Origin of the sequence: Microbacterium sp. SORGH_AS_0888 (assembly GCF_030818905.1) — a bacterium.
Lineage (GTDB): Bacteria > Actinomycetota > Actinomycetes > Actinomycetales > Microbacteriaceae > Microbacterium.
The window spans coordinates 48445-71544 of sequence record NZ_JAUTAZ010000001.1 but is presented as its reverse complement, the minus strand read 5'-3'; the positions used below and the strand labels follow the sequence as shown (position 1 = coordinate 71544).

The following is a 23100-nucleotide window of genomic DNA, read 5'->3' as shown; positions in this document are numbered from 1 at the left end:
CGCGGGCCGCTACGACCTGTCGGCGTCGATGAGCTCCAGGAGCGAGCGCAGCGCCTTCTCGATCTCGTCGTGGTCGTGCTGACCGGCTCTGCTCTCGCCCGAGATCACTCCGGAGCGCCGTACCTTGCGGAAGTCGCCGTAGGGGAACGAATAGGCAGCCTTGGTCTCCGGGTTCGCATCCCGGTCGATGCCGAGGTGCCAGTGGGCGAAAGCAGTCCATCCCTCGCGCTCGATGAAGGCGTTCTCCTCATCCGGGGTGGGAGCGGCCTCCGACCAGTCATCCCGCTCGTCGCGCACGACCTTCCCCTCCCGAACGAGGCTGCGGGCATGTCGCACCGCCGGCTGGTTCAGCTCGATCGTCATGGCACCCACGGTAGGCGGGCGCCCCGCGTCACGGAAGCGGGTTGACGCCGAGCGCGCCTACTGTCGATAGGACGCCAGGAAGTTCCCGAGCCGTTCGATCGCCTCCGTGATGACCCGGGCCTCGGGCAGGGTGACGACCCGCAGGTGGTCGGGGGTGGGCCAGTTGAAGCCGGTCCCCTCCACCAGGAGGATGTGCTCGGCCACCAGCAGATCGCGCACGAGCTTCTGGTCGTCGTGGATGTCGTGCACCTCGGGGTCCAGCCGCGGGAAGGCGTAGAGCGCGCCCTGCGGCTGGACGCAGCTCACGCCGGGGATCGCCTCGAGCCCCGCCCAGGCGGCGTCGCGCTGCTCGTGCAGCCGGCCGGTGGGAGCGATGAGCGCATCGATCGACTGCACGCCCGACAGCGCCGCCTGGACGGCGTGCTGGGCCGGCACGTTCGGGCACAGCCGCGTGGAGGCGAGCAGGTTGATGCCCTCCAGGAAACCGGATGCGTGGCTCTTGGGGCCCGTGATGACGAGCCAGCCGGAGCGGTAGCCCGCGACCCGGTAGGTCTTGCTCAAGCCGTTGAAGGTGAGGCAGAGCAGGTCGGGAGCGAGGGTCGCGAGGGACACGTGCTGGGCGTCGTCGAACAGGATGCGATCGTAGATCTCGTCGGCGAGCAGAAGCAGCGAGTGCTCGCGGGCCAGGTCGACGATCTGCTGCAGCAGCTCGCGCGTGTAGACCGCTCCCGTCGGGTTGTTCGGGTTGATCACGACGATCGCCTTGGTGCGCTCGGTGATCTTGGCCCGGATGTCCTCGATGTCGGGCTGCCAGCCGTTGTTCTCGTCGCACATGTAGTGCACGGGGGTGCCGCCGCCGAGGCTCGTCATGGCCGTCCACAGTGGATAGTCCGGTGCCGGGATCAGCACCTCGTCGCCCTCGTCGAGCAGCGCCTGCATCGTCATCGTGATCAGCTCGGAGACCCCGTTGCCGAGGAAGACGTCCTCGGGCGTGAACGACGGGAAGCCGGGCACCTGCTCGTACCGGTAGACGACGGCGCGACGGGCGGACACGATGCCCTTGCTGTCGGAGTAGCCGTGCGCGGTCGGAACGGCCTCGATCATGTCGCGGACGATCTGGAAGGGAGCCTCGAACCCGAACACCGCCGGGTTCCCGGTGTTGAGCTTGAGGATCGAGTGGCCCTCCGCCTCGAGCCGGTCGGCCTCCGCGAGTGCCTCGCCGCGGATCTCGTACAGGACGTTCTGCAGCTTGCGGGACTGATCGAGGGGGCGGAGCGGGCTCATCGGTTCAGGATATCCCCGCGCCGACGGGCTCCGCGCCGGCCGGGCGTTCGTCCGCCGAACGGGGCGACTCAGGCCGGGAGGACGGCGACGGCCTCGATCTCGACGAGCTGATGCGCGTAGCCGAGCACCGTGACCCCCAGCAGCGTGCTCGGCACGTCGTGCTCGCCGAAGGCCTCGTGCACGACATCCCACACGTCGCCCAGGTCCTCGCGTCGCGCCGAGGCGACGAGGATCCTCGTGCTCACGACGTCCTCGATGCCCGCACCGGCGTCGCGGAGGGCCTGCCTCAGCGTCTCGATGCACTGCGCCGCCTGACCCGCGTAGTCGCCCACGGCAGCCGTCGTGCCGTCCTTCTCGAGCGGACACGCTCCCGCGAGGAACACGAGCCGGGAGCCGGCGGGAACGATGGACGCGTAGGCGTACGGGGCGGGGCTGAGCTCCGCCGACCGGACCAGACGGACGCCGGGGCTCACCGGCTACTTCTTCTTGCCGGACGCACGACGCTCGGCGCGGTTCTGCGGCGCGGGCGCGCCGCCCGCCGCCGGGTCCACACGCTGACCGAAGGCGCCGCGAACGGAAGGCTCGGCGGGCGCCTGCGGTGCCGCCGCAGCTGCCGCCGCCTGGCGCGCTTTCCCGGTCGCGGCCTGCTGCACCTGCCCGCGGTTGTTGCGGACCTCGACGTCGCCGTCCTCGCTCGGGGCCGAGTACTCGAGGCGCTGCTGCTCCGGCGCGGACGCGTTGAGCCCCTTCGCCTCGACCTCGGTGACCTCGGCGCCGTCCGTGCGCACCTCGACCTCGAGGTTGAAGAGGAACCCGACCGACTCCTCCTTGATCTGGCCCATCATGGCCTGGAACATCTCGAACCCCTCGCGCTGGTACTCGATGAGGGGGTCGCGCTGCGCCATGGCGCGCAGGCCGATGCCGTCCTTCAGGTAGTCCATCTCGTAGAGGTGGTCGCGCCACCGGCGGTCGAGCACCTGCAGCACGACCCGGCGCTCGAGCTCGCGCAGCGCCTCGGCCCCCAGCTGCTCCTCACGGCGCTGGTAGGCGATCTTCGCGTCGCTGCGCAGCTCCCGCTTGAGACCCGCCGCGGTCACACGGCCCTTCTCGCCGGCCTCCGCGATGACCTCGTCGATCGTGACGCCGACGGGGTAGATCGTCTTCAGCTCGGTCCAGAGCGCGTCGAAGTCCCAGCTCTCGGTGTGGCCGCTGCCGGTCTTGTCGTCCACGATGGCGTCGATCGCGTCCTCGATGAAGTGCTGGACGCGGTCGGCGATGTCGTCGCCCTGCAGCATGTGACGGCGGTCGGCGTAGATCGCCTCACGCTGCCGGTTGAGGACGTCGTCGTACTTGAGCACGTTCTTGCGCATCTCGGCGTTGCGCGCCTCGACCTGCGCCTGGGCGCTCTTGATCGCACGGCTCACCATGCCCGACTCGATCGCCACGTCGTCGGGGAAGTTGGTGCGGGCGAGGATCGCCTCCGCCGCACCGGACTGGAACAGCCGCATGAGGTCGTCGGTCAGCGAGAGGTAGAAGCGGCTCTCCCCCGGGTCGCCCTGACGTCCCGAGCGTCCTCGCAGCTGGTTGTCGATCCGGCGCGACTCGTGACGTTCGGTGCCGAGGACGTAGAGTCCGCCGGTCTCCACGACCTTGGCCGCCTCGGCGGCGACCTCGTCGCGCACGCGCTCGTAGACGGCATCCCACTCCGCCTCGTACTCCTCCGGCGTCTCGACCGGGTCGAGGCCCTTGGCCTTCATCTCCTGCACGGCGAGGAACTCGGCGTTGCCGCCGAGCATGATGTCGGTGCCGCGGCCGGCCATGTTGGTCGCCACGGTCACGGCTCCCAGCTTCCCGGCCCGCGCGACGATCTCGGCCTCGCGCGCGTGGTTCTTCGCGTTGAGGACCTCGTGCTTGACGCCCTTCTTCGCGAGCAGCCGCGAGAGGTACTCGCTCTTCTCGACGCTGACGGTGCCGACGAGCACGGGCTGGCCGGCCTCGTGCCGGCTGGCGATGTCCTCGACGACCTGCGCGAACTTGGCCTGCTCGTTCTTGTAGACGAGGTCGGGCTGGTCCTTGCGGATCATGGGCTTGTTCGTCGGGATCGGGACCACGCCGAGCTGATAGGTCGACATGAACTCGGCCGCCTCGGTCTCGGCGGTGCCGGTCATGCCCGAGAGCTTGTCGTACAGACGGAAGTAGTTCTGCAGCGTGACGGTCGCGAGCGTCTGGTTCTCCGCCTTGACCGGGACCCCCTCCTTGGCCTCGATCGCCTGGTGGATGCCCTCGTTGTAGCGGCGCCCGACGAGGATGCGTCCGGTGTGCTCGTCGACGATCATGACCTCGTCGTTCATCACGACGTAGTCGGAGTCGCGCTTGAACAGCGCCAGCGCCTTGATCGAGTTGTTGAGGAACGAGATCAACGGCGTGTTCGCGGACTCGTAGAGGTTGTCGATGCCGAGGTAGTCCTCGACCTTCTCGATGCCCGGCTCGAGCACACCGATCGTGCGCTTCTTCTCATCGACCTCGTAGTCGACGCCGGCCTCGAGCGTCCTGGCGATCTTCGCGAACTCCGTGAACCAGCGATTCGCCTCCCCCGAGGACGGACCGGAGATGATGAGCGGCGTGCGCGCCTCGTCGATGAGGATCGAGTCGACCTCGTCGACGATCGCGAAGAAGTGGCCCCGCTGCACGAGGTCCTGCTTCTGCCAGGCCATGTTGTCGCGCAGGTAGTCGAAGCCGAACTCGTTGTTGGTGCCGTACGTGATGTCGGCCTCGTACTGCTGCCGACGCACCTGCGGGTTCTGGCCGGAGACGATCGTGCCGGTCGTCATGCCGAGGGCGCGGTAGACACGTCCCATGAGCTCGGACTGGTAGCTCGCGAGGAAGTCGTTGACCGTGACGACGTGCACGCCGTGCCCGGCGATCGCGTTGAGGTAGGCCGCGAAGGTCGCCGTCAGCGTCTTGCCCTCACCGGTCTTCATCTCCGCGATGTTGCCGAGGTGCAGGGCCGCTCCGCCCATGACCTGGACGTCGTAGGGCCGCTGTCCCAGGGTGCGCTTGGCCGCCTCCCGCACGGCGGCGAACGCCTCCGGCAGCAGCTGATCGAGCGTCTCCCCCGCCTCGTAGCGGGCGCGCAGCTCGGCGGTCTCGCCGCGCAGTTCCTCGTCGGTCAGCTGGGCGTACTCGTCCTCGAGCGCGCCCACCGCCTTGACGATCTGGCCGAGGCGACGGAGGATCCGTCCCTCGCCGGCGCGGAGCAGTTTCTCGAGCGGGTTGGCCACCAGGCATCTCCATCCATCGGTCGGCGCGGGCACGCCGGCACTTGCGTGCGCGGCAGGCACACCGTCCCCATGTTATCCACCCGTGACCTTGGCGGAGACTGCATGCCACATGCCACGTATGCATATACTCGGAAAGTACATACCCGGAAATTACCCGAGGGGGAAGCATGGTGGTCTGGCGACGGTGGGTCTTTCCCATCCTGTTGGTGGCGGTGTTCGGTCTGATCGCCGCGTCTCTGGTGAAGATGGCGTTCTTCCCCGACGACGCCCGAGCGGCGGCGGAGCTCCCCGCGGGGGCGGTGAGCGACCCGATCGTCGCGGTGTCGCGTGGCGACGTCGTCAACGCCATGAGCCTGAACGGGACCATCGCGCGGGACGAGGCCTACGCGCTCAAGGCCGACATCGAGGGGACGGTGACGGAGGTGAAGGTCGGCGACGGGCAGTCGGTGACCGCGGGTCAGGCGCTCTTCACGATCAAGCGGGCCGACAACTCGCGCCTCGTCGACGTGACGGCCCCCGAGGCGGGAGAGCTCGCCAAGATCGCCGTCGTGAAGGGGCAGCCGGCGACGATCGGCGCGGAGCTCGCCTCGCTGACCCCCGCGCGCTACCACGTGCTCGCCACGGTCCAGCCGGTCCAGCTGTACCGCCTGCTGAACGCGCCGAGCCAGGCGACGGTGACCATCACGGGCGGCCCCGCGCCGTTCACCTGCACAGGGGTCACGGTGCAGGTGGCCGAGGACAACACGACGAGCGTGCGCTGCGCCATCCCCGGCGAGGCGACCGTCTTCGCGGGACTGCCCGCGACGGTCGACCTCACGATCGGGAGCGTGACGGGCGTGCTCGTCGTGCCCACGACGGCGGTCAAGGGCGGCGCCAGCTCGGGCATCGTGTGGGTGGACCCGGGCGACGGCAGCGCACCGACGGAGCGCACGGTCTCCCTCGGCATCAACGACGGCACCTCCGTCGAGGTCACGGACGGACTCGCCGAAGGAGACATGATCCGCCAGTTCGCCCCGGGCACCGAGTCGTCCGCCGAGGAGATCTGCTACGACGACGGCCGCGGCGGGCAGTTCTGCGAGACCGGGACGAGCTGGTGACCGCGCTCATCTCCCTCCGCGGGGTCGCGAAGCAGGTGCTGCTCCCGGACGACTCACGGCTGGACATCCTGCGCGGCATCGACCTCGAGGTCGAAGCCGGCGACCATCTGGCCATCGTGGGACGCAGCGGCTCGGGGAAGTCGACGCTGCTGAACATCCTCGGCCTGCTCGACGGTCCCTCCGCCGGAACCGTGCACATCGACGGTCAGCGGACGACCCGGATGCGGGCGGGCGCTCTCGACAGGCTGCGCGGCCGGACCGTCGGCTTCGTGTTCCAGCAGTTCAACCTGCTCTCCGGCCGCACCGCGCTGGAGAACGTGTCCATGCCGCTCGGCTACGCGACGGATCGGTCGTTCTGGCGGCGGGAGCAGCGGGCACGCGCCATGCTCGAGCGCGTGGGACTCGGCCACCGTCTCGACGCGACGCCCGAACGCCTCTCGGGCGGCGAGCAGCAGCGGGTGGCGATCGCCCGCGCGCTCGTGCGGCGTCCGCGGCTCATCCTCGCCGACGAGCCCACCGGCGCTCTCGACATCCAGACGGGCGCGACCGTCATGGCGCTGCTCGCCGAGATCGCACGGGAGACGGATGCGGCCCTGGTCACCATCACGCACGACCCGCACGTGGCCGCCCGCGCCCGCCGTCACTTCCGGCTCGATGCGGGCGTGCTCTCCCCCATCGGCCTCGACGTGCTCGAGGACCGCGACCCGGCCCAGGAGGTCCCGGCATGACCGCCCTCGCGTGGCTCGTCGGCGCGCTCGGGGAGGCCTGGGCGGAGCTGCGCCACCACAAGCTGCGGGTCGCGTTGAGCCTGGTCGGCATCGCGGTCGCCGTCGGTGCGCTCACGAGCGTCGTCGCCCTGTCGGACTACATGCGCCAGTACCAGGCCGAGCAGTCGGACCGCTACGGCGGTCGGGTGGCCACGCTCCAGCTCTCGGGCGGGCGCGAGGACGGCGCGCCGGTCGACAACGATCGGCTGGACGCGCAGTTCGAACGGGTGTCGGAACGGTACGGATTCTCCCGTGTGTCGCGTGTCGCCGCCGGTGTGACGCTGAAGGTCCAGGGATTGGACGGCGTGCACGCCACGGCAGCGCGACTGATCGATCCCGACTACGCCGTCATCCACCGGCTGCCGCTCGCCGCGGGCCGCTGGTTCACCGCGCAGGACGAGCAGCTGCTCGCTCCCCCCGTCGTGGTCTCCGCGCCGCTGTGGGAGTCGCTCGGCGCTGTCCCGCTCCGCCAGCACCCGACCCTGACCCTCACGGGAGACCTCGCCGGCACCTATCTGATCGTCGGCGTGACCCCCAAGCAGGGGACGTGGGACACCGAGCACCGCGTTGACATGATGTACGGCACCTACCGGTCCCGTGTCGACGCGCTCCCCGCGGAGGCCGCCGTGCAACGGGAGATCTGGGTACCGGTGGCGCGGGTCGACGCCATCGCACCGGCGCTCGCGACGGACCTGCGCGCGGTCGCCGACCCCGGCGTGAAGATCGCCGTGAACCGGGTCGACTGGGCCGCGCAGGCGGGCGCGGCCGACTCCGCGCAGATGTTCGAGCTGGTGACCGGCGCGATCGCCGCGGTGGTCCTGCTGCTCGGCGGCCTCAGCCTCGTGAACGTCCAGCTGGTCGCCATGCGCCAACGCATCCGTGAGATCGGAGTGCGCCGCAGCTTCGGCGCGACGGCCGGACGGGTGTTCACCTCGGTCATGCTCGAGAGCGTGGTCGCGACCGCTGTCGCCGGGGCAGCCGGAATCGTCCTGGCCGTCGTCGCGCTGCGCTCCCCCCTCGTCCTTCAGATGTTCAGCGGCATGCAGGACCTGCCGCCGTTCCCCCTGCGCGCGGCCGTCACCGGGCTCGGGGCCGCCGTTCTCATCGGCGCGCTCGCGGGGCTCGTGCCCGCCCTCGTGGCGCTGCGCGTCAACGTCATCGACACGCTCAGGTTCTGAGCAGATCGGAGTTCGCATGTCCGTCAGGCAGAGCCTTCTCGCCATCCTCGACCAAGGCCCGTGCTACGGGTACCAGCTGCGCCTGGAGTTCGAGCGCCGCACCGGCGGCACCTGGCCGCTGAACGTGGGCCAGATCTACAACACCCTCGAGCGGCTGGAGCGCGACGGACTGGTCGCCAAGGGCGAGACCGACGCGCAGGGGCACGTCTACTACGAGATCACGGATGCGGGCAGCGCCGAGGTGCGGGACTGGCTCGGCGCCCCGGTCGATCGCGGGACGGGCACGCGGGACGAGCTCGCGATCAAGCTCGCGGTCGCGGCGACGCTCCCCGGCGTCGACATCTCCGCCGTGATCCAGACGCAGCGACGCGCGTCGCTCTCCCAGCTGCAGTCGCTGAATCGGGCCAAGTACGCGGGTGCGAGCCCGGACGGGCCGGAGGAGCTCGCGTGGTCTCTCATCGTCGACGCGATGATCTTCCAGACCGAGGCCGAGGTGCGCTGGCTCGACCACACCGAACAGCGCCTGTCGCGGCATCCGGCTCCCGCGCTCCCCCTCTCGACGGAGCAGCCGCGACGAGGCCGGCCGGTGCGCGGCGAGGCGGAGCCCGCGCGATGACGGAGACCGTGCTGCGCCTGATCGGGGTCACGCAGCAGTACGGGCACGGTCCGACGGCCGTCTCGGCGCTCTCCGGCGTGGATCTCGAGATCTGCCGCGGCGAGCTGGTCGCGGTCATGGGCGCCTCCGGCTCGGGGAAGTCCACGCTGCTCACGATCGCGGGCGGCCTCGCGATCCCCACGACGGGCGAGGTCGTCGTCGAGGGCGCGCATCTGAGCACGCTCGGGCGCAGTCGGCTCGCGGCACTTCGGCGCCGCTCGCTCGGGTTCGTGTTCCAGGACTTCAACCTCGTGCCGACCCTCACGGCCCTCGAGAACGTCATCCTGCCGCTCGAGCTCGACGGCTTCGGCGGGCGGGTCGCCCGCAGGGCGGGGCGCGATGCGCTCGCCGCCGTCGACCTCGTGAGCCGCGGCGACGCCTATCCCGACGATCTGTCCGGCGGCGAGCAGCAGCGTGTCGCGATCGCGCGCGCCGTCGTCGGCGGGCGTCGTCTGATCCTCGCCGACGAGCCGACCGGAGCCCTCGACTCCGTCACCGGTGACGTCGTCATGCGGATGCTGCGAGGACGGGTGGATGCGGGAGCAGCCGGGATGCTCGTCACGCACGACGCGCGGCACGCGGCATGGGCAGACCGCATCGTGTTCCTCCGCGACGGTCGGATCGTGGACGAGTCGAGGCGCCTCGACGCCGACGATCTGCTGTCCGAGTGCCGGCCGTGACGGGATTCTGGGCGAGGCTGCGGGTCGCGCAGCGCCTCGCCCGCCGCCAGGTGCGGCGCGCGCCGGGGGCCGGCCTGCTCGTCGCGGCGCTCGTCGCGCTCCCGGTCGCCGCGCTCACGGCGAGCGCGACCTTCTGGCAGAGCCAGCAGCCGACGCCGCAGCAGCGGGTGACGCTCCAGCTCGGACAGGCCCAGTCCTGGCTGGGACCGGGAGCCGGAAGCCCCGACATGCGGCAGTACGTCGACGCGCCGAACATGCTCTACCGGGTGTCCACGCCGCGCACGACCGCCGTGCACGTGCAGGACCCGGTGTCCGCGGCGATCCCGGCCTCGGCGCGGACGCTGCCGGTGTCCGAGTACGCGTCCGCCGTGGTGTCCGCTCCGAACGGCCCGGCGCGCGTCGACGCGGTCGTGGGGGACGTCTGGGATCCGCTGCTCGCGGGGCGCTACCTCGTGCTCGGCGGCCGTGCACCCGCCGCTCCCGACGAGGCGATGGCCTCACCCGGTCTGCTCGCGCTCCTGCACGCGCGCCTCGGCGACGAGGTCGTGCTGCCGACGACGGGAGAGCCCGTCACGATCACGGGGCTCCTGCGCCGCGCCGACGTCTCCCCCGACCACGCCGTGCTGTTCCTGCCGCCGACGGCAGCGGGGGCCGCGGGCGCGGATCCGACCGTGTGGTACGTGGCCGACTGGCAGCCGAGCTTCGGCGACCTCGACGCGCTCAACGACCGCGGCATCGTGGCCTACGCCCGCGATCTCGTCCTCGATCCGCCGCCGGACGCGCGGCTCTCGAGCAGTGACGGTGCGGGCGGAGCGTTCTGGACGATCGCCGCGACGGCGGCTGCGGCTGCCGTGTTCGGCGGGTATCTGACGGTGCTCCTCGCTGGGGCCGCACTGTCGGTGAGCTCGAGGCGGCAGCAGCGCACGCTCGCCGTCGCCGCGAGCGTCGGCGCGGGCCGGGCCGATCTGTTCCGGGTGATCCTGCTCCAGGGGAGCGTGCTGGGGGCCGGCGGCGGCGTCGCGGGCCTGCTTGTCGGCGTCGCCGCCGCGGCGGCGGTGCTCGCGATGACCGATGACGGGGTCGCGGGATCCGTGCTGCACGGGAACTGGGGGTTCCGCATCCCGTGGGCACTGCTCGCCGCGATCCTGCTGTTCGCGGTCGTCGCCGGCACGTGCGCCGCGATCGCCCCGGCCCGCGCGGCCAGCCGCGGCGACACGATCGCTGCGCTGCGCGGTGCGCGTCGGCCGGGTCGTGTCGATGCGCGTCGCCCCGTGTGGGGGCTCGCGCTGCTGCTCGGCGGGCTCGCGCTCACCCTCGGCGGCGGCGCACTCCTCGCGGCGGTGGAGGCCGCATCCCGAAGCCCCGAGATCACCGCTGAGGTCGCGAGCGCGCTTCGCATCGTCGCGCAGTGGATGATCGTGCTGGGGCCCGTCGTGCTCCAGGTCGGCGTGCTGATCGCCGGGCACTGGATCCTGTCGCAGTGCGCCCGACCGCTCGCTCGTCTCGGCCTCGCCTCGAGACTCGCGAGCCGGGATGCGGCCGCCCATCCCTCCCGCGTGGTGCCGGCCTTCGCAGCGATCGCCGGGTGCGTCTTCCTCGCCGCTTTCGCCCTCTCGGCCACGGCCGTGACAGCGGCCGGAGCCGCTCGCGCCTACATCTCCACGACCCCGATCGGAAGCCTCACGGTCACGGTCTGGGCCGAGGAGCCGGACCGGTTGCCGGCGCTGCTCGCGCGTGCCCGAGGCATGCTCGCGGAGACCGACCCGGTGGCGACCGTGCTCGTGCAGCAGCCCGCGGACGGCACGTACGAGCCCACGACCGGCGATCCGACCGACCCCGATCTCCCGCTCTTCCGCGTGGGGTCGGCCACGGCCGATCCGGGCTGCGGCTTCTCCTGTGCGGCCGACCGCTCCCTCACGATCGTGGCGGCGACGGACCTCGACGCCTTCCTGGGCGAGAGCGTTCCGGCGGACGCGCGCGACGTGTTCCGCGACGGCGGTGCCCTCGTGCTGGACCGCGCTCTGGTCTCCGGCCAGGGGACGATCCGGATCGATCGCTGGCGCGCCGCGGATCTCACCGAGTACGGCCGCACCGGCACGACCACGCACGCACCGCAAGAGGAGCTCACGGTCCCCGCCGCGACGCTGACGCTGCCGCACCGCAGCGACTCCACCGTGCTGATCTCGCCGGAGACCGCGGAGCGGATCGGAGCCCAACCCGTCCCCAGCATGCTCGTCGCGACCTACGACGAGCCACCCGCCGCCGAGGTGGTCGACCGGCTGCAGGCGGACGCGGAGGTCCTCGCCGCGTCCGGTGAGGCGGGGATCGGCGTCTGGCTGGAACGGGGACCCACAGCCCCGGACCCCTGGCTGTGGCTGATGACCGCCGTCGCGGCGGTGCTCGTGGTCGGCGTGAGCGGCGTGTGCCTCGGCCTGGCCCGGTTCGAGCGTCGTCCCGACGACGCCACCCTCGCCGCCGTCGGCGGCGAGCCTCGGCTCCGGCGACGCGTGAACGCCTGGCAGGCACTCGTGATCGTCGGCCTCGGATCGGTGACGGGCACGGTCGCGGGCACGCTCCCGATGCTCGGGGTGGCCATCGGCAGCGGCGGCTACCTGAGCGGCGCGGACTCCCCCTGGGGGTGGCTGGCCACGCTCGCGATCCTGTTCCCGCTCGGTGTCGCCGCCGCATCCTGGCTCGTGCCGCCCCGCCGCCCCGACCTCACCCGCCGGCAGGTCATCTCCTGAGGCCGCTCGCAGACGGCCGCCGTAGGATCGAGGTATGGCGGGACTGTGGGGCAGGCGCAAGCGCGAGGCGAAGACGCAGCAGGACGCGCAGGACGCGGACCTCGCGCGCCGCGCGCAGCAGGCGCTCGTCGCGATCGACGAACGGATACGTTCGACGACCGAGGAGCTCGCCTTCGCCGAGGCCGAGCTCGGTGAGAAGTCGACAGCCGATGTGCGCGCCGCGCTGACCGCCGTGCGCACGCATCTGGCGGAGGCGTTCACGCTCCACCAGCTGAACCACGACGAGATCCCCGACACCCCGGAGGAGCTGCGCACCCGCAACGCCCGCATCGTGCAGCTGTGCGACTGGGCCGAGGAGCTGCTGGACGATCGCACGGCGTCGCTCGCCGAGCAGGTGGCCCGCATCCGCCGTGCCCCGCAGGTGCTCGCACAGGTGCGAGCGGATGCCACTCGCCTGCGCGAACGCATCCCCGCCGCGCGGGAGATCGTCGAGCGGCTCTCGACGCGGTACGCCGAGAGCGCCCTGCGGCAGATCGCCAACGGACCGGACGAAGTCGACCAGGTGCTCGGTTTCGCCGAGCACAGTGCGGATGTCTCGGCTCGACGGCGGGACGCCGGGCGCGCCGAGGAGGCCAACCTCGCGCTCGAGGCGGCGACGGAGTCGGTGCGTCGCGCCGAGAGCCTGCTGGATGCGGTCGAGGACTTCGAGATCGAGGCGCTGCGCGCGGAGTCGACCCTCGCGGATGTCGTCGCCGACTCCCGGGGCGACCTGGTCGCGGTGCGCGATGTGCCGCCCTCGCCCGAGGTGACGGCGGCGGCGGCGCGACTCGAGCAGGCCCTCGCGGCGCTTCCGCCGGCCGGCACCAAGACCGACCCGTTCGGCGACCTCTCGCGACTGCGCGAGGCGAACACGGCACTGGACGCCGCGGTCGCGAAGGCCCGTGCCCGAGCGGAGAGGCCGCTGCCGAGCCGCGCGGCCGTGGAACACGCGGTCGGCGACGCCGACAGCCAGATCGCGGTCGCCCGCAGTCTCATCGGCGGTCACCGCGGGTGGATCGGCGCCGACGCGCGCACACGGCTGGCGGAGGCCGAGCGCACGCGGGCCGAGATCGACCGTCTCCCGGCCGAGGACGAGTCACGGGAGCAGGCACTGTCCCTCGCGCGCCGCGCGGGACAGCTCGCCGGCGAGGCGCTGCAGCTCGCGCAGCGCGACATCGACTCCTCCCGCCCGAACGACGACGGCTGGGGCGGGAACGGCGGCTACGGCGGCGGCCGTCGAGGCCCAGGCGGCGGCGACATCATGGGCGGCCTCATCGGCGGCGCCATCCTCGGCGGCCTGCTCGGCGACATGTTCGACTGACCCCCCGCCCCCCGCCCCCGACACAGACCGCGAGACCAGTCCGCCGCGCCGAGACCGGTGGGTAACCCGGCGGTCTCGGCGTGCGGAACTGGTCTCGCGGTCAGGGGTCGGAGTCAGGAGACGAGCGCGGCGGGCTGCGCCTGCGTCGTCAGGGCGATCACGCCGTAGTCCCACCCCTTGCGGCGGTAGACGACACTCGGCTGATCCGTGCGGGCGTCGATGAACAGGAAGAAGTCGTGCCCGACCAGCTCCATGCGGTCCACGGCCTCCTCGACGCTCATCCATTCGGCGTCGAAGCTCTTGGTCCGGATCACGACCGGCGAGTACTCCGCCTCCTCCGCGCCGCCCGAGACGACCGGCACCTCGCCGGTCGCGACCGCCTCGAGCACGTCTATCGAGGCCGGCTGCACGTCCAGTCCCGCCAGCTCGCCCGTGCCCTTCTCGAAGTGCGCCTTGCGCGGGTGGTTGCGGGCGTCGATGCGCTTCTGCTTCGCGCGCCGGATCTGCTCGCACAGCTTGTCGACGGCGAGGTCGAGCGCGACGAACTTGTCGCCGTCGACCGCCTCCGCTCGCACGACCGGCAAGCCCTTGCCGGTGAGCGTGAGCTCGACCGTCGAATCGTCCTGATGTCCGTTGTGATAGGCGCGGTAAGTGACCTTGACATCGAGACGTTCCGCGCGTGGCGCGATGTTCTCGATGCGGGCGGACTTCTCCTCGACCACGGTGCGGAATCGGTCGGTGACCCCGACTCCCACGCCGACGATGCTGGTCTCCATCCTTGACCTCCTTGTTCCGGTCCACCGGTTCAAGGGCGGACCTTGTCGCCTTGGTGTCCCCACCGTAGCCCGACCCGCCTCACATGTCACGAAGGGAATCGCCATGGAATCGCTGAGGGGTGCTCGCGACCGTGATCGCGGCGACCACGACCGCCCCCGCGTCACGCAACGCCCGCGCCGCCTCGGCCAGCGTGGCGCCGGTGGTGACGACGTCGTCGACGACCACGACCCGTTCGCCGCGCGCGATCCCCCGCGCCACGAGGCTTCCCGCCACGTTCCGCGACCGCTCCTCGCGCCCCAGTGCGCGCTGGTCGGCGGTGCGCCGCGCGGCACGCAGCAGCCCGGCGACGGGCAGGCCGGCCCGCCGCATCAGCAGCTCCACGACCCGGACGCCGCGGCGGCGCATGGCTCGTCGCGACGCGGGGACGGGGACGTAGAGGACGGGTCCCGGGACGGCGGCGGCCGCCGCTGACAGCGCCCGGGCCAAGGGGCGGGCGAGGTCGGTGCGCCCGTCCTGTTTGAGCGCGCGCAGCGCTCGTGCCGTCGCCCCGTCGAACCGCAGCCCGCTGTGCACGTCCAGGTCGCCGACGCGCCGCATCCGGACCTCGGGCGCGATCGCCTGGACGCACGCGGCGCACAGCGCCGTGTCGCCTCGGCCGCAGCCGCCGCACGCGACCGGCAGCACGACGGCGAGCACCTCCGCGAGCACCTCGCCGAGAAACGCCGCCGCGTCACGGGAACCCATGCAGACAGCGTGCCCCGCGGCGGCGCGGACGCGGGCACCGGGGCCGCGAGATGTGGACGGATGCCGCTGGCCGCCCCGCTGGGGAGGAGCCGGCGGAGCGGTCAGCCCGAGGCGGGCGCGCCCTGCTGCACCGCGAGCACCGACACCCCGGTCGCCGACTGCACCCACGTCGAGGAGCGCCGCAGATACAGGATGCCGTCGGACGAGAGCACCCGCACCCCCGCGGTCGAGCTGGAGCCCGCCAGCGTGTGCGCGCCCGCCGGTGCCGCGATCGACTCAGCCGGTCCGCCGACGGGAACGTCGACGTAGGCCGGCTCGGCGGCCCCGGTGAGAACGCCGAGGGTCACCTCGTCGGCCCACGCGACATCGATGCCGCCGTCGGGGAGCGTCGCGAGGACCTCGGGCTCCCCCAGTGCCGTCGGAACACCGCGGGCATCGCGCACGACACCCGCCACCGCGACCACCGACCGGCCGCCGAAGGTCAGGATGGCGGCCATCCGCGCCCCATCGCGGGAGATCTGCATCGCGGCGATCCGCGCGGCGCCGGACCAGGCGCCGCGGATGGCGACCGCATCCCCGGACGCCGGTATCGCGCGCACCTCGGTGGGAGAGCCCTGTGGCACCGTCCAGATCGTCCCGCTCGGATCGATCGTGGGCTTGACCAGTCCGGCGCGCGTGTCGACGACCGCCGACGCGCCGTCGGCCTGCGCACGGGCGATCGTGCCGTCCGCGAGCTGCACGGCGGCCGCGGAGCGGTCCGGGGAGGTCTCGATCGCGGTCGGTGCGAGCTTCTGGACGACGTCCGAGAGCCCCGGGATGGCGGTGAGCTCGCCCGAGACGAGGAAGCCGAACCCCTGGGCGGTGAGCACGAGAGCGCGCCGGTCCACAGCGGGCGGGGTCAGCGGCAGGACGCTCGCGTCCAGCGCCGTTCCGTCCACGAGCATCTGCACGCTCGTCACGCCCGCCGACTGGAGGCTCGCCTGCAGCTGGGTCTGCATACGGTCCAGCGTCGCGTCGTCGAGGGTGAGGGCCTGCTCGCTCAGCTCGACCTCCGCGACGCCGGTCCCCGTCACCGGGACGGAGGGCGTGAGCTTGACGTTCTCGGGGAACGCGGTGGACACGGACGCCGCCAGCCACTCGGACGGCGCGCCGTTCACGAGCGCGTTCGCGACGCGACTGGGCGCGTTGAGGGTCGGGAACCACCGCAGGTCGGGCACGAGGTGCGTCCAGGTGGCGTCGAAGTACATCACCGGGTACGGGTGGAACACGTTCGCGAAGAGATCCTGGTCCATGAGGAGCCCGGCGGGCGCCTCCACGATGCGCCACTGCCCGTTCTCCTGCGTGAGGCGGTAGGTGAGGGATGTCGTCCCCTGCTCCTCCGCCGTGTAGCCGCCGCCGGCGCTCACGGTGGCCGCGGGGGCGACCGTGAGCGTGACGGTCCCGTCCTCGGCGACGGCGTACTGCCGGTCGGAGAAGACGTCGACGACGACGCCGGCCTGAGGCTGCCAGGCCGACCGGTAGCCGCTGGCGAGGAACGACTGCGCGATCGCCCAGTTGCCCTCGGGGCTGGAGGCGGCGGTGATGAAGCCCGTGACGATCTGCTGCGGCGACGCGCCGGGCTGCGGCCCGTCGGGGCGGAAGTCGAAGGCGGGCTGGCCGTCGGAGGCCGCGCTGTTGCCGGCGTTGACGGGGCCCGAGGCGGGCAGCCCGGTGCAGCCCGCGAGCACCACCACCAGCAGCAGCGCGAGCGTCGGGAGCCACCGCATCCGCGCGCTCATCGCGATCCCCGCCCCGGCTCGACGACGTCGATCGGCTGGGTCAGCCCCAGCGCGTCCGTGCCGCTGCTCCCGGGATCGACCGGGACCGGTGGCACCAGCCCGCTCTCGCCCTGCCCGGCGTGGCGAGGCAGGGTCAGCACGAAGTTGCTGCCCTTGCCGGGCTCGGACCACACGCTGAGCGTGCCGCCGTGCAGTCTCGCGTCGCCGAGCGCGATGGAGAGCCCGAGCCCGGTGCCCCCCAGCGTCCGCTTCCGCGAGGGGTCGGCGCGCCAGAAGCGGTCGAACACGCGCTCGGCATCGGCGGGCCGCATCCCCGGCCCGAAGTCGCGCACCCCCGAGGCCCACCGCATCCTGGTCGCTGTCGACCGTGACCACGATGGGGCGCCCCTCGCCGTGCTCGATCGCGTTGCCGAGGAGGTTGCGGACGACGCGGCGGACCCGTCGCGGGTCCATGTCGACGGGCGAGTAGCCGCCCGGGGCGACGACGCGCACTTCGCTCCCGTGCTGATCGGCGACCTCCTGCATCGAGGCCACGACGTCCTCGGCGAGGTGGGCGAGGCTCGTCGGCTCGACCTCGAGCTGCACCGATCCGGCGTCGTAGCGGCTGATCTCGAGGAGGTCGGCGAGCAGCGTCTCGAACCGCTGCACCTGGTCGTACAGCAGCTCGGCGGCGCGACCGGCGACCGGGTCGAGCGAACCGCGGTGGTCGTTGATGACGTCGGCGGCGAGGCGGATCGTCGTCAAGGGCGTGCGCAGCTCGTGCGAGACGTCGGAGACGAACCGCTGCTGGACCAGCGAGAGCTCGGCGAGCTCCTTGATCTGAGCCTGGATGCTGTCGGCCATGGCGTTGAACGAGCGCCCGAGCGTCGCGATCTCGTCGTCGCCGTGGATCGCGACGCGGACGTCGAGCCTGCCCTCGGCCAGCTGTGCGCTCGTGTGGGCCGCGGCGCCGATGGGCGCGGTGATCGAGCGCACCACGAACCATGAGATGAGCCCGATGATGACGATCAGCGCGATGCCCACGATCCACAGCGTGCCCTCGACGAAGCCGAGGGTCGCCGCGGCGGCCGAGAGGTCGTAGGCGATGTACAGCTCGTAGGCGCCGACGCCGGGGACGCTCACCTGCTGGCCGACGACGATCCCGGGCACGGTCGGACCGGCGGATGTCGGGAGCGCGACCGACTGCCACCACTGCAAGCCCGTGTCGCTCTGCACCTTCTGCCGCAGGGCGTCGGTGATCGCCTCGTCCCAGGGCCCGCCGAGCGTGAACGGCACGGGTGCGTTGGCCGACGGGTCGGTCTCGACGCGGAGCATCGCGATGCGGTCGGAGCTGGAGAGCCGGCTGAGGCTGGAGGCGACGCTCGTGAACACGTTGCGCACCTGCGCGTTGTCGGTCTGCACGGACGAGTCGAGCGTCTCCTGGGCCGCCGAGGTCGCCCGCGCGGCGTCGTCCAGCGCCTCGTCGCGACGTGACTGGAACAGGTCGTTCTGGATGGCGAGCGCCATCCAGACGCACGCCACGAGGATCGCGAGGCTCGAGCAGGCGACCGTCACCACGACCGTGCGGAAGCGCAGCGAGCGCTGCCAGAGGCTTGCGAGACGCTGCGGCCAGGTGCGCCAGGCGCGCAGCTCCGCCCGAAGGGCGGCACGCCGACGACCGGCCACGGCTCAGACCACGGCGCCGGCGCGGTACCCCACGCCCCGCACGGTCGTCACGATCTTGGGGTTGTCGGGGTCGAGCTCGACCTTGGCGCGCAGCCGCTGCACGTGCACGTTCACGAGCCGCGTGTCGGCCTTGTAGTGGTAGCCCCAGACCTGCTCCAGCAGCATCTCGCGTGAGAAGACCTGCTGCGGCTTGGAGGCGAGCGCCACGAGCAGCTCGAACTCGAGCGGCGTGAGGGCGATCGGCGTGTCGCCCCGGCGCACCTCGTGGGCGGGCACGTCGACCGTGATGTCGCCGATGCGCAGCGACTCTCCGACGGCGGCGGCCGCCGGGCGCAGCCGGGTGCGGATCCGGGCGACGAGCTCCTTCGGGTTGAAGGGCTTGACGATGTAGTCGTCCGCGCCGGACTCGAGACCGCGCACGACGTCGGAGGTGTCGGTGCGCGCGGTCAGCATGATGATCGGGATGCCGGACTCGGCGCGGATGCGCGTGCAGATCTCGATGCCGTCCATCCCGGGCAGCATGAGGTCGAGGAGGATGAGGTCCGGACGCTCGGTGCGGTAGGCGTCGAGCGCCGCGTCGCCGTCGGAGCAGAACACCGCGTCGAAGCCCTCTGCCGCGAGGACGATGCCGATCATCTCGGCGAGCGCGGTGTCGTCGTCGACCACGAGGATGCGAGAGGTCATGCCGCGTCTTCCTTTGCTTTGACGCGCGACCGCGCACGGGAACACGGCCGCACCCGGGCCAGCCTAATCCACGGGCGCCCGGAACCTGGCGCAGGCGGTGTGACACGATGGTCGGGAGGAGACTGATGTGACCGCATATCCGAGCTGGACCCCGGCCCCCCGGCCGGGCATCGTCCCCCTGCATCCGCTCCCCTTCGCGACCATCCTCGGACGCTCGTTCACGGCGTTGCGCCACAATCCCAAGGTGCTGCTCGGCTTCGCGGTCGGTGCGCAGGCGATCGCCTACCTCGTCCTCGTGCTCGCGACCGGCGGCGTCGGCTGGGCGGCCTTCTCGCGCCTGGACACGCTGGCCACGAACGATCCCGACTACGACACGGTTCTCGTCGGCTCGATCGCGATCACCGCGGCCACCGGGTTCGTGCTGGGGATCGCCGCGACCGCGCTGACGGTCGTCGTCCAGGGGGTCGTCGTCGCCGACGTCGCGCACGGCGTCGTCGCCGAGAGGCCGCGGCTGGCCGACCTCTGGCGTCGCGTCCGTCCCGCCTTCTGGCGGCTGCTCGCGTACACGCTGCTGGCGACCCTCGCGATCCTCGTCGTGCTGGGCGCGGTCGCGGGCGTCATCGCGCTCATCGCCGTGTCGGTCGCCGGCACCGCCGGGATCGTGGTGGCCGTGCTGCTCTCGCTCGCGGCCGTGCTGGCGGCGATCCCGCTGTCGCTGTGGCTGTCGACGAAGCTGTGTCTCGTCCCCGCCGTGCTCGTGCTCGAGCGGGAACGGCTGTTCCCCGCGATCGCGCGGTCCTGGCGGCTCATCCGGGGCCGGTTCTGGCCTGCGCTGGGCGTCGTCGTGATCGTCCAGCTCGCCTTCTCGGCGATCGCGCAGGTCGTCAGCGTGCCGCTCTCGCTGCTGAGCGGCGTGATGAGCGCGACGATCGCGCCCACGGGCGACCCGGACCCGACCTCCGTGATCGGACTCCTCCTGACGAGCGTGCTCACGCAGGTCGTGGTGCTGCTCATCCAGGCCGTGGGCCTCGTGGTCTCCGCCAGTGCGACGACCCTCATCTACGTCGACTGCCGGATGCGCCGCGAAGGGCTCGACCTCGATCTGGTCTCCTACGTCGATCAGCGGCAGGCCGGAGCCGGACCCGCGGACCCGTACTCCTGGCACATCGGGCGGGATGTCGCCGCGATCACGACGACCGTGGGCACCGTTCCTCCCGGCGCGCCGATCGCGCCGCCTCCCCCGGCGCCGCCCGCCTCGACGCCCGTCGACCCGGGCTCCCCGACCCGCTGGACCGCGCCCGGCGGCGACGCGTGAGCGATGGCGTCCCCCTCGTCCCGGATCCGGATGAGGCGCGCCGGTGGGTCGAGCAGGAGCTGTCCGACCCCGCGTACGCGCGGGCGCAGCCGACCCCGCTCGATCGTGCCGCCCGCGCGGTGGTGGACGCGATCGCGCAGCTGTTCCAGGGCGACGGCGGGCAGGCGTGGGGGCCGGTCCTCGCCGTCGTCGCGGTGCTCGTGCTGGTGGCGGTGGTCGTCGTCGCGCTGATCGTCTGGGGCAGACCGCGGCGGCTGGCACGATCCGCGCAGCAGCCGGCCGGTCTGTTCGGCGATGCGCGCGAGCTGACCGCGGAACAGTTGCGCGAGGAGTCGGAGCGCGCGGCGAGCGCGGGCGAGTGGGATGTCGCGATCGCCGCGCGGCTGCGGGCGCTCGCGCGCGCGCTCGACGAGCGGGGGCTGGTCGAGACGGCGCCCGGCGCGACCGTGCACGCGTTCGCGCGGAACGCGGCGGGCGTCTTCCCCGCGTACGCGGACCGCCTGGACGCCGCCGCGGCCGCCTTCGACGACGTCCGGTATCTGCGGCGTCCCGGCACCGCGGCCGCGTTCCGCGACCTGCGAGAGCTCGATGCGACGCTCGCGCGGTCCGCGGCGGTCGCGGAGGCCCGATGACGGTCGCCGTGCGCCCCGGGCGCACGCGCCGCGCGCTCGGGTGGCTCGTCGTCGTGGTGCTGCTCGTCGGCGCGGGCCTTGCGGCCGCCGCGCTCTCGAACCTCGGGCAGTGGTCCCCCCGCGGGGACCTGGACCCGGAGTCCGCCGGCCCCGACGGCACGCGCGCGCTCGCCCGCACGCTGGCCGGCCACGGTGTCGCCGTCAGGGTGGCGCGCTCGATCGCCGACGCCGACGCGTCGTCGGGCACCCTCGCGGTGGGCGACACGAGCGTGCTCTCCGACGACCAGGTGGCGCGGCTGGCGGAGAGCGGCCGCGACGTCGTCTTCCTCGCGCCGACCGCGCGCGACATCCGGGTGGTCTTCTCCGGCACCTCCGCCGGCTACGGCTCCGGCACGCCGCGGCAGCCGGACTGCGGCCTCCCCGCCGCCGAGCGGGCCGGTGCCGTGGCCGTCGGCGGCTTGTTCACGGCCGGGGATGCGACCTGGAGCTGCTATCCGGAGGGTGCGGGGTTCGGCCTGCTCGCCGTCGCGCACGACGGCGGCGCCGTCGTCGCCGTCGACGCCACCGCGCTGTTCACGAACGAGCGGATCACCCGCGACGGCAACGCCGCACTCGCCCTCGGGCTGCTCGGCGGCACGGGGCACGTCACCTGGTACGTCCCCTCGGCCGCCGACGCCGACGGCACGCCGGCCACGATCGGCACGCTGACCCCCCGCTGGGTCACGCCCGCCATCCTCCTGCTGATCGCCGCGGCGGCGGTCGCCGCCGTGTGGCGGGGACGGAGGTTCGGTCCCCTCGTCGCCGAGCGGCTGCCCGTCACGGTGCGAGGCGGTGAGACCACGCGCGGCCGCGCCCGGCTGTATGCGACCTCGCGCGACGCCGCGCATGCCGGCTCGCTGCTGCGCGATGGCGCTCGGCACCGGCTCTCGGGCGCGCTCGGCCTCCCGGCCGACGCGGCGCCGGAGGCCGTCGCGGATGCGGTGGCCGACCGCCTGCGCGCCTCCCCGCCGGGAACCGCCCCCGACCCCCGCCTCACGCTCGCGGGCCCGCTCCCGCGGACCGACGCCGACCTCGTGCGCCTCGCCGACGCCCTCGTGCGCCTCGAGGCCGCCACCATCCCCGACACGACACGGAAGAGGACGCGATGACCGAGAACGAGCTCCGCGAGACCATGCACCGCGTGCGCACCGAGATCGGGCACGCGGTCATCGGGCAGGACGGCGCCGTCACGGGCCTGCTGGTCGCCCTGCTCGCCCGCGGCCACGTGCTGCTGGAGGGCGTCCCCGGTGTCGCCAAGACGCTGCTGGTGCGTGCCTTCAGCCGCGCGCTCGGCCTCGACACCCGGCGCGTGCAGTTCACCCCCGACCTCATGCCGGGAGACGTCACCGGCTCGCTCGTGTACGACGCGCGGGCCGGTGCGTTCGAGTTCCGCGAGGGTCCGGTGTTCACCCAGATCCTGCTCGCCGACGAGATCAACCGGACGCCGCCCAAGACCCAGTCGGCCCTGCTGGAGGCGATGGCCGAACGACAGGTGTCGGCGGACGGCGTCACACGCGCGCTTCCCACGCCGTTCCTCGTGGCGGCCACCCAGAACCCGGTGGAGCACGAGGGCACGTACGATCTGCCCGAGGCACAGCTGGACCGGTTCCTGCTCAAGCTCACGGTCGCGGTGCCCGAACGCGAGCCCGAGATCCAGGTCCTGCGCCGGCACGCGGACGGCTTCGACCCGCTGGATCTGTCCGCGGTCGCCACGGTCGCCGACGCGGCGTCGATCCGGGCCGCGCAGGAGGCGGCGGCATCCGTCGACGTCGCGGACGACGTCCTCGCCTACATCGTCGATCTCGCCCGTGCGACGCGACAGGCGCCGTCCGTCGAGCTCGGCGCGAGCCCGCGGGCGGCGACCGCGCTCCTGGCGACGGCGAAGGCCTGGGCCTGGCTGAGCGGCTACCCCGCGATCACCCCCGACCATGTGCAGACGATGATCGTGCCCACGTGGCGTCATCGCCTGCAGGTGAGGCCGGAGGCCGCGATCGAGGGGGTCACCGCCGACGCGGTCCTCGGCGCCGTCGTGCAGCAGACCCGCGTCCCGCTCTGAG

19 protein-coding genes and 1 pseudogene are annotated in these 23100 nt (G+C 72.6%); 11 read left to right on the top strand and 9 right to left on the bottom strand.

From position 1 onward, the window contains the following. Positions 1-9: 9 nt before the first annotated feature. From QE381_RS00315 to secA, 4 genes are all read right to left on the bottom strand, one after another. Positions 10-363, bottom strand: coding sequence for a hypothetical protein (locus QE381_RS00315; RefSeq protein WP_307214460.1), 354 nt, complete (start codon positions 361-363; stop codon positions 10-12). 57 nt (positions 364-420) lie between these two features. Then, positions 421-1647 (bottom strand): pyridoxal phosphate-dependent aminotransferase, encoded by a 1227-nt coding sequence (locus QE381_RS00310; protein ID WP_307214458.1) that lies wholly within the window; start codon positions 1645-1647, stop codon positions 421-423. Between the two features lie 68 nt (positions 1648-1715). After that, positions 1716-2120, bottom strand: a complete 405-nt coding sequence (locus QE381_RS00305) for a RidA family protein (protein WP_307214456.1) — start codon at positions 2118-2120, stop codon at positions 1716-1718. 3 nt (positions 2121-2123) lie between these two features. Beyond that, a complete protein-coding gene (secA, locus tag QE381_RS00300; protein ID WP_307214454.1) occupies positions 2124-4928 on the bottom strand; it encodes a preprotein translocase subunit SecA in 2805 nt (934 codons plus the stop codon). Positions 4929-5095: 167 nt separating this feature from the next. Here secA and QE381_RS00295 point away from each other — a divergent pair, with 167 nt between their 5' ends. The 7 genes from QE381_RS00295 to QE381_RS00265 are packed head-to-tail and all read left to right on the top strand — an operon-like array spanning position 5096 to position 13409. Continuing rightward, complete coding sequence (locus QE381_RS00295; protein WP_307214451.1) at positions 5096-6025, top strand: efflux RND transporter periplasmic adaptor subunit; 930 nt, start codon at positions 5096-5098, stop codon at positions 6023-6025. Beyond that, positions 6022-6753, top strand: a complete 732-nt coding sequence (locus QE381_RS00290) for an ABC transporter ATP-binding protein (protein ID WP_307214449.1) — start codon at positions 6022-6024, stop codon at positions 6751-6753. Before QE381_RS00295 ends, QE381_RS00290 begins: the two co-directional genes overlap by 4 nt. Next, on the top strand, positions 6750-7970 hold the full coding sequence (locus QE381_RS00285) for an ABC transporter permease (RefSeq protein WP_307214448.1): 1221 nt from the start codon (positions 6750-6752) through the stop codon (positions 7968-7970). The genes QE381_RS00290 and QE381_RS00285 overlap by 4 nt, the downstream gene beginning before the upstream one ends. Before the next feature lie 16 nt (positions 7971-7986). After that, positions 7987-8586: a PadR family transcriptional regulator gene (locus QE381_RS00280; RefSeq protein ID WP_307214446.1), complete on the top strand. Its 600-nt coding sequence runs from the start codon at positions 7987-7989 to the stop codon at positions 8584-8586. Then, on the top strand, positions 8583-9305 hold the full coding sequence (locus QE381_RS00275) for an ABC transporter ATP-binding protein (RefSeq protein WP_307214444.1): 723 nt from the start codon (positions 8583-8585) through the stop codon (positions 9303-9305). Before QE381_RS00280 ends, QE381_RS00275 begins: the two co-directional genes overlap by 4 nt. Beyond that, on the top strand, positions 9293-12049 hold the full coding sequence (locus QE381_RS00270; RefSeq protein ID WP_307214442.1) for an FtsX-like permease family protein: 2757 nt from the start codon (positions 9293-9295) through the stop codon (positions 12047-12049). Before QE381_RS00275 ends, QE381_RS00270 begins: the two co-directional genes overlap by 13 nt. 34 nt (positions 12050-12083) lie before the next feature. After that, entirely contained in the window at positions 12084-13409 is a 1326-nt protein-coding gene (locus QE381_RS00265; protein ID WP_307214439.1) for a hypothetical protein, read from the top strand. 113 nt (positions 13410-13522) lie between these two features. Here the strand turns inward: QE381_RS00265 and hpf are convergent, their stop codons facing one another. From hpf to mtrA, 5 genes and pseudogenes are all read right to left on the bottom strand, one after another. Next, the gene (gene hpf, locus QE381_RS00260; RefSeq protein ID WP_307214437.1) at positions 13523-14185 is read right to left on the bottom strand and encodes a ribosome hibernation-promoting factor, HPF/YfiA family; all 663 of its coding nucleotides are present in this window, start codon (positions 14183-14185) and stop codon (positions 13523-13525) included. A 79-nt stretch (positions 14186-14264) separates the two neighbouring features. Then, on the bottom strand, positions 14265-14930 hold the full coding sequence (locus tag QE381_RS00255; RefSeq protein WP_307214436.1) for a ComF family protein: 666 nt from the start codon (positions 14928-14930) through the stop codon (positions 14265-14267). A gap of 101 nt (positions 14931-15031) precedes the next feature. Beyond that, complete coding sequence (locus QE381_RS00250) at positions 15032-16177, bottom strand: LpqB family beta-propeller domain-containing protein (protein ID WP_307220343.1); 1146 nt, start codon at positions 16175-16177, stop codon at positions 15032-15034. A gap of 527 nt (positions 16178-16704) precedes the next feature. Beyond that, positions 16705-18373 (bottom strand): annotated as a pseudogene (gene mtrB, locus QE381_RS00240) (MtrAB system histidine kinase MtrB). Positions 18374-18376: 3 nt separating this feature from the next. Continuing rightward, positions 18377-19057 (bottom strand): MtrAB system response regulator MtrA, encoded by a 681-nt coding sequence (gene mtrA / locus QE381_RS00235; RefSeq protein WP_307214434.1) that lies wholly within the window; start codon positions 19055-19057, stop codon positions 18377-18379. A gap of 127 nt (positions 19058-19184) precedes the next feature. On the opposite strand from mtrA, the gene QE381_RS00230 reads away from it, so the two are divergent. The 4 genes from QE381_RS00230 to QE381_RS00215 are packed head-to-tail and all read left to right on the top strand — an operon-like array spanning position 19185 to position 23099. Further along, complete coding sequence (locus QE381_RS00230) at positions 19185-20372, top strand: hypothetical protein (RefSeq protein ID WP_307214432.1); 1188 nt, start codon at positions 19185-19187, stop codon at positions 20370-20372. Further along, on the top strand, positions 20369-21004 hold the full coding sequence (locus QE381_RS00225; RefSeq protein WP_307214430.1) for a DUF4129 domain-containing protein: 636 nt from the start codon (positions 20369-20371) through the stop codon (positions 21002-21004). Before QE381_RS00230 ends, QE381_RS00225 begins: the two co-directional genes overlap by 4 nt. Beyond that, positions 21001-22152: a DUF4350 domain-containing protein gene (locus tag QE381_RS00220; RefSeq protein WP_307214428.1), complete on the top strand. Its 1152-nt coding sequence runs from the start codon at positions 21001-21003 to the stop codon at positions 22150-22152. Before QE381_RS00225 ends, QE381_RS00220 begins: the two co-directional genes overlap by 4 nt. After that, positions 22149-23099 (top strand): MoxR family ATPase, encoded by a 951-nt coding sequence (locus QE381_RS00215; RefSeq protein ID WP_307214426.1) that lies wholly within the window; start codon positions 22149-22151, stop codon positions 23097-23099. The genes QE381_RS00220 and QE381_RS00215 overlap by 4 nt, the downstream gene beginning before the upstream one ends. Position 23100: the final 1 nt, after the last annotated feature.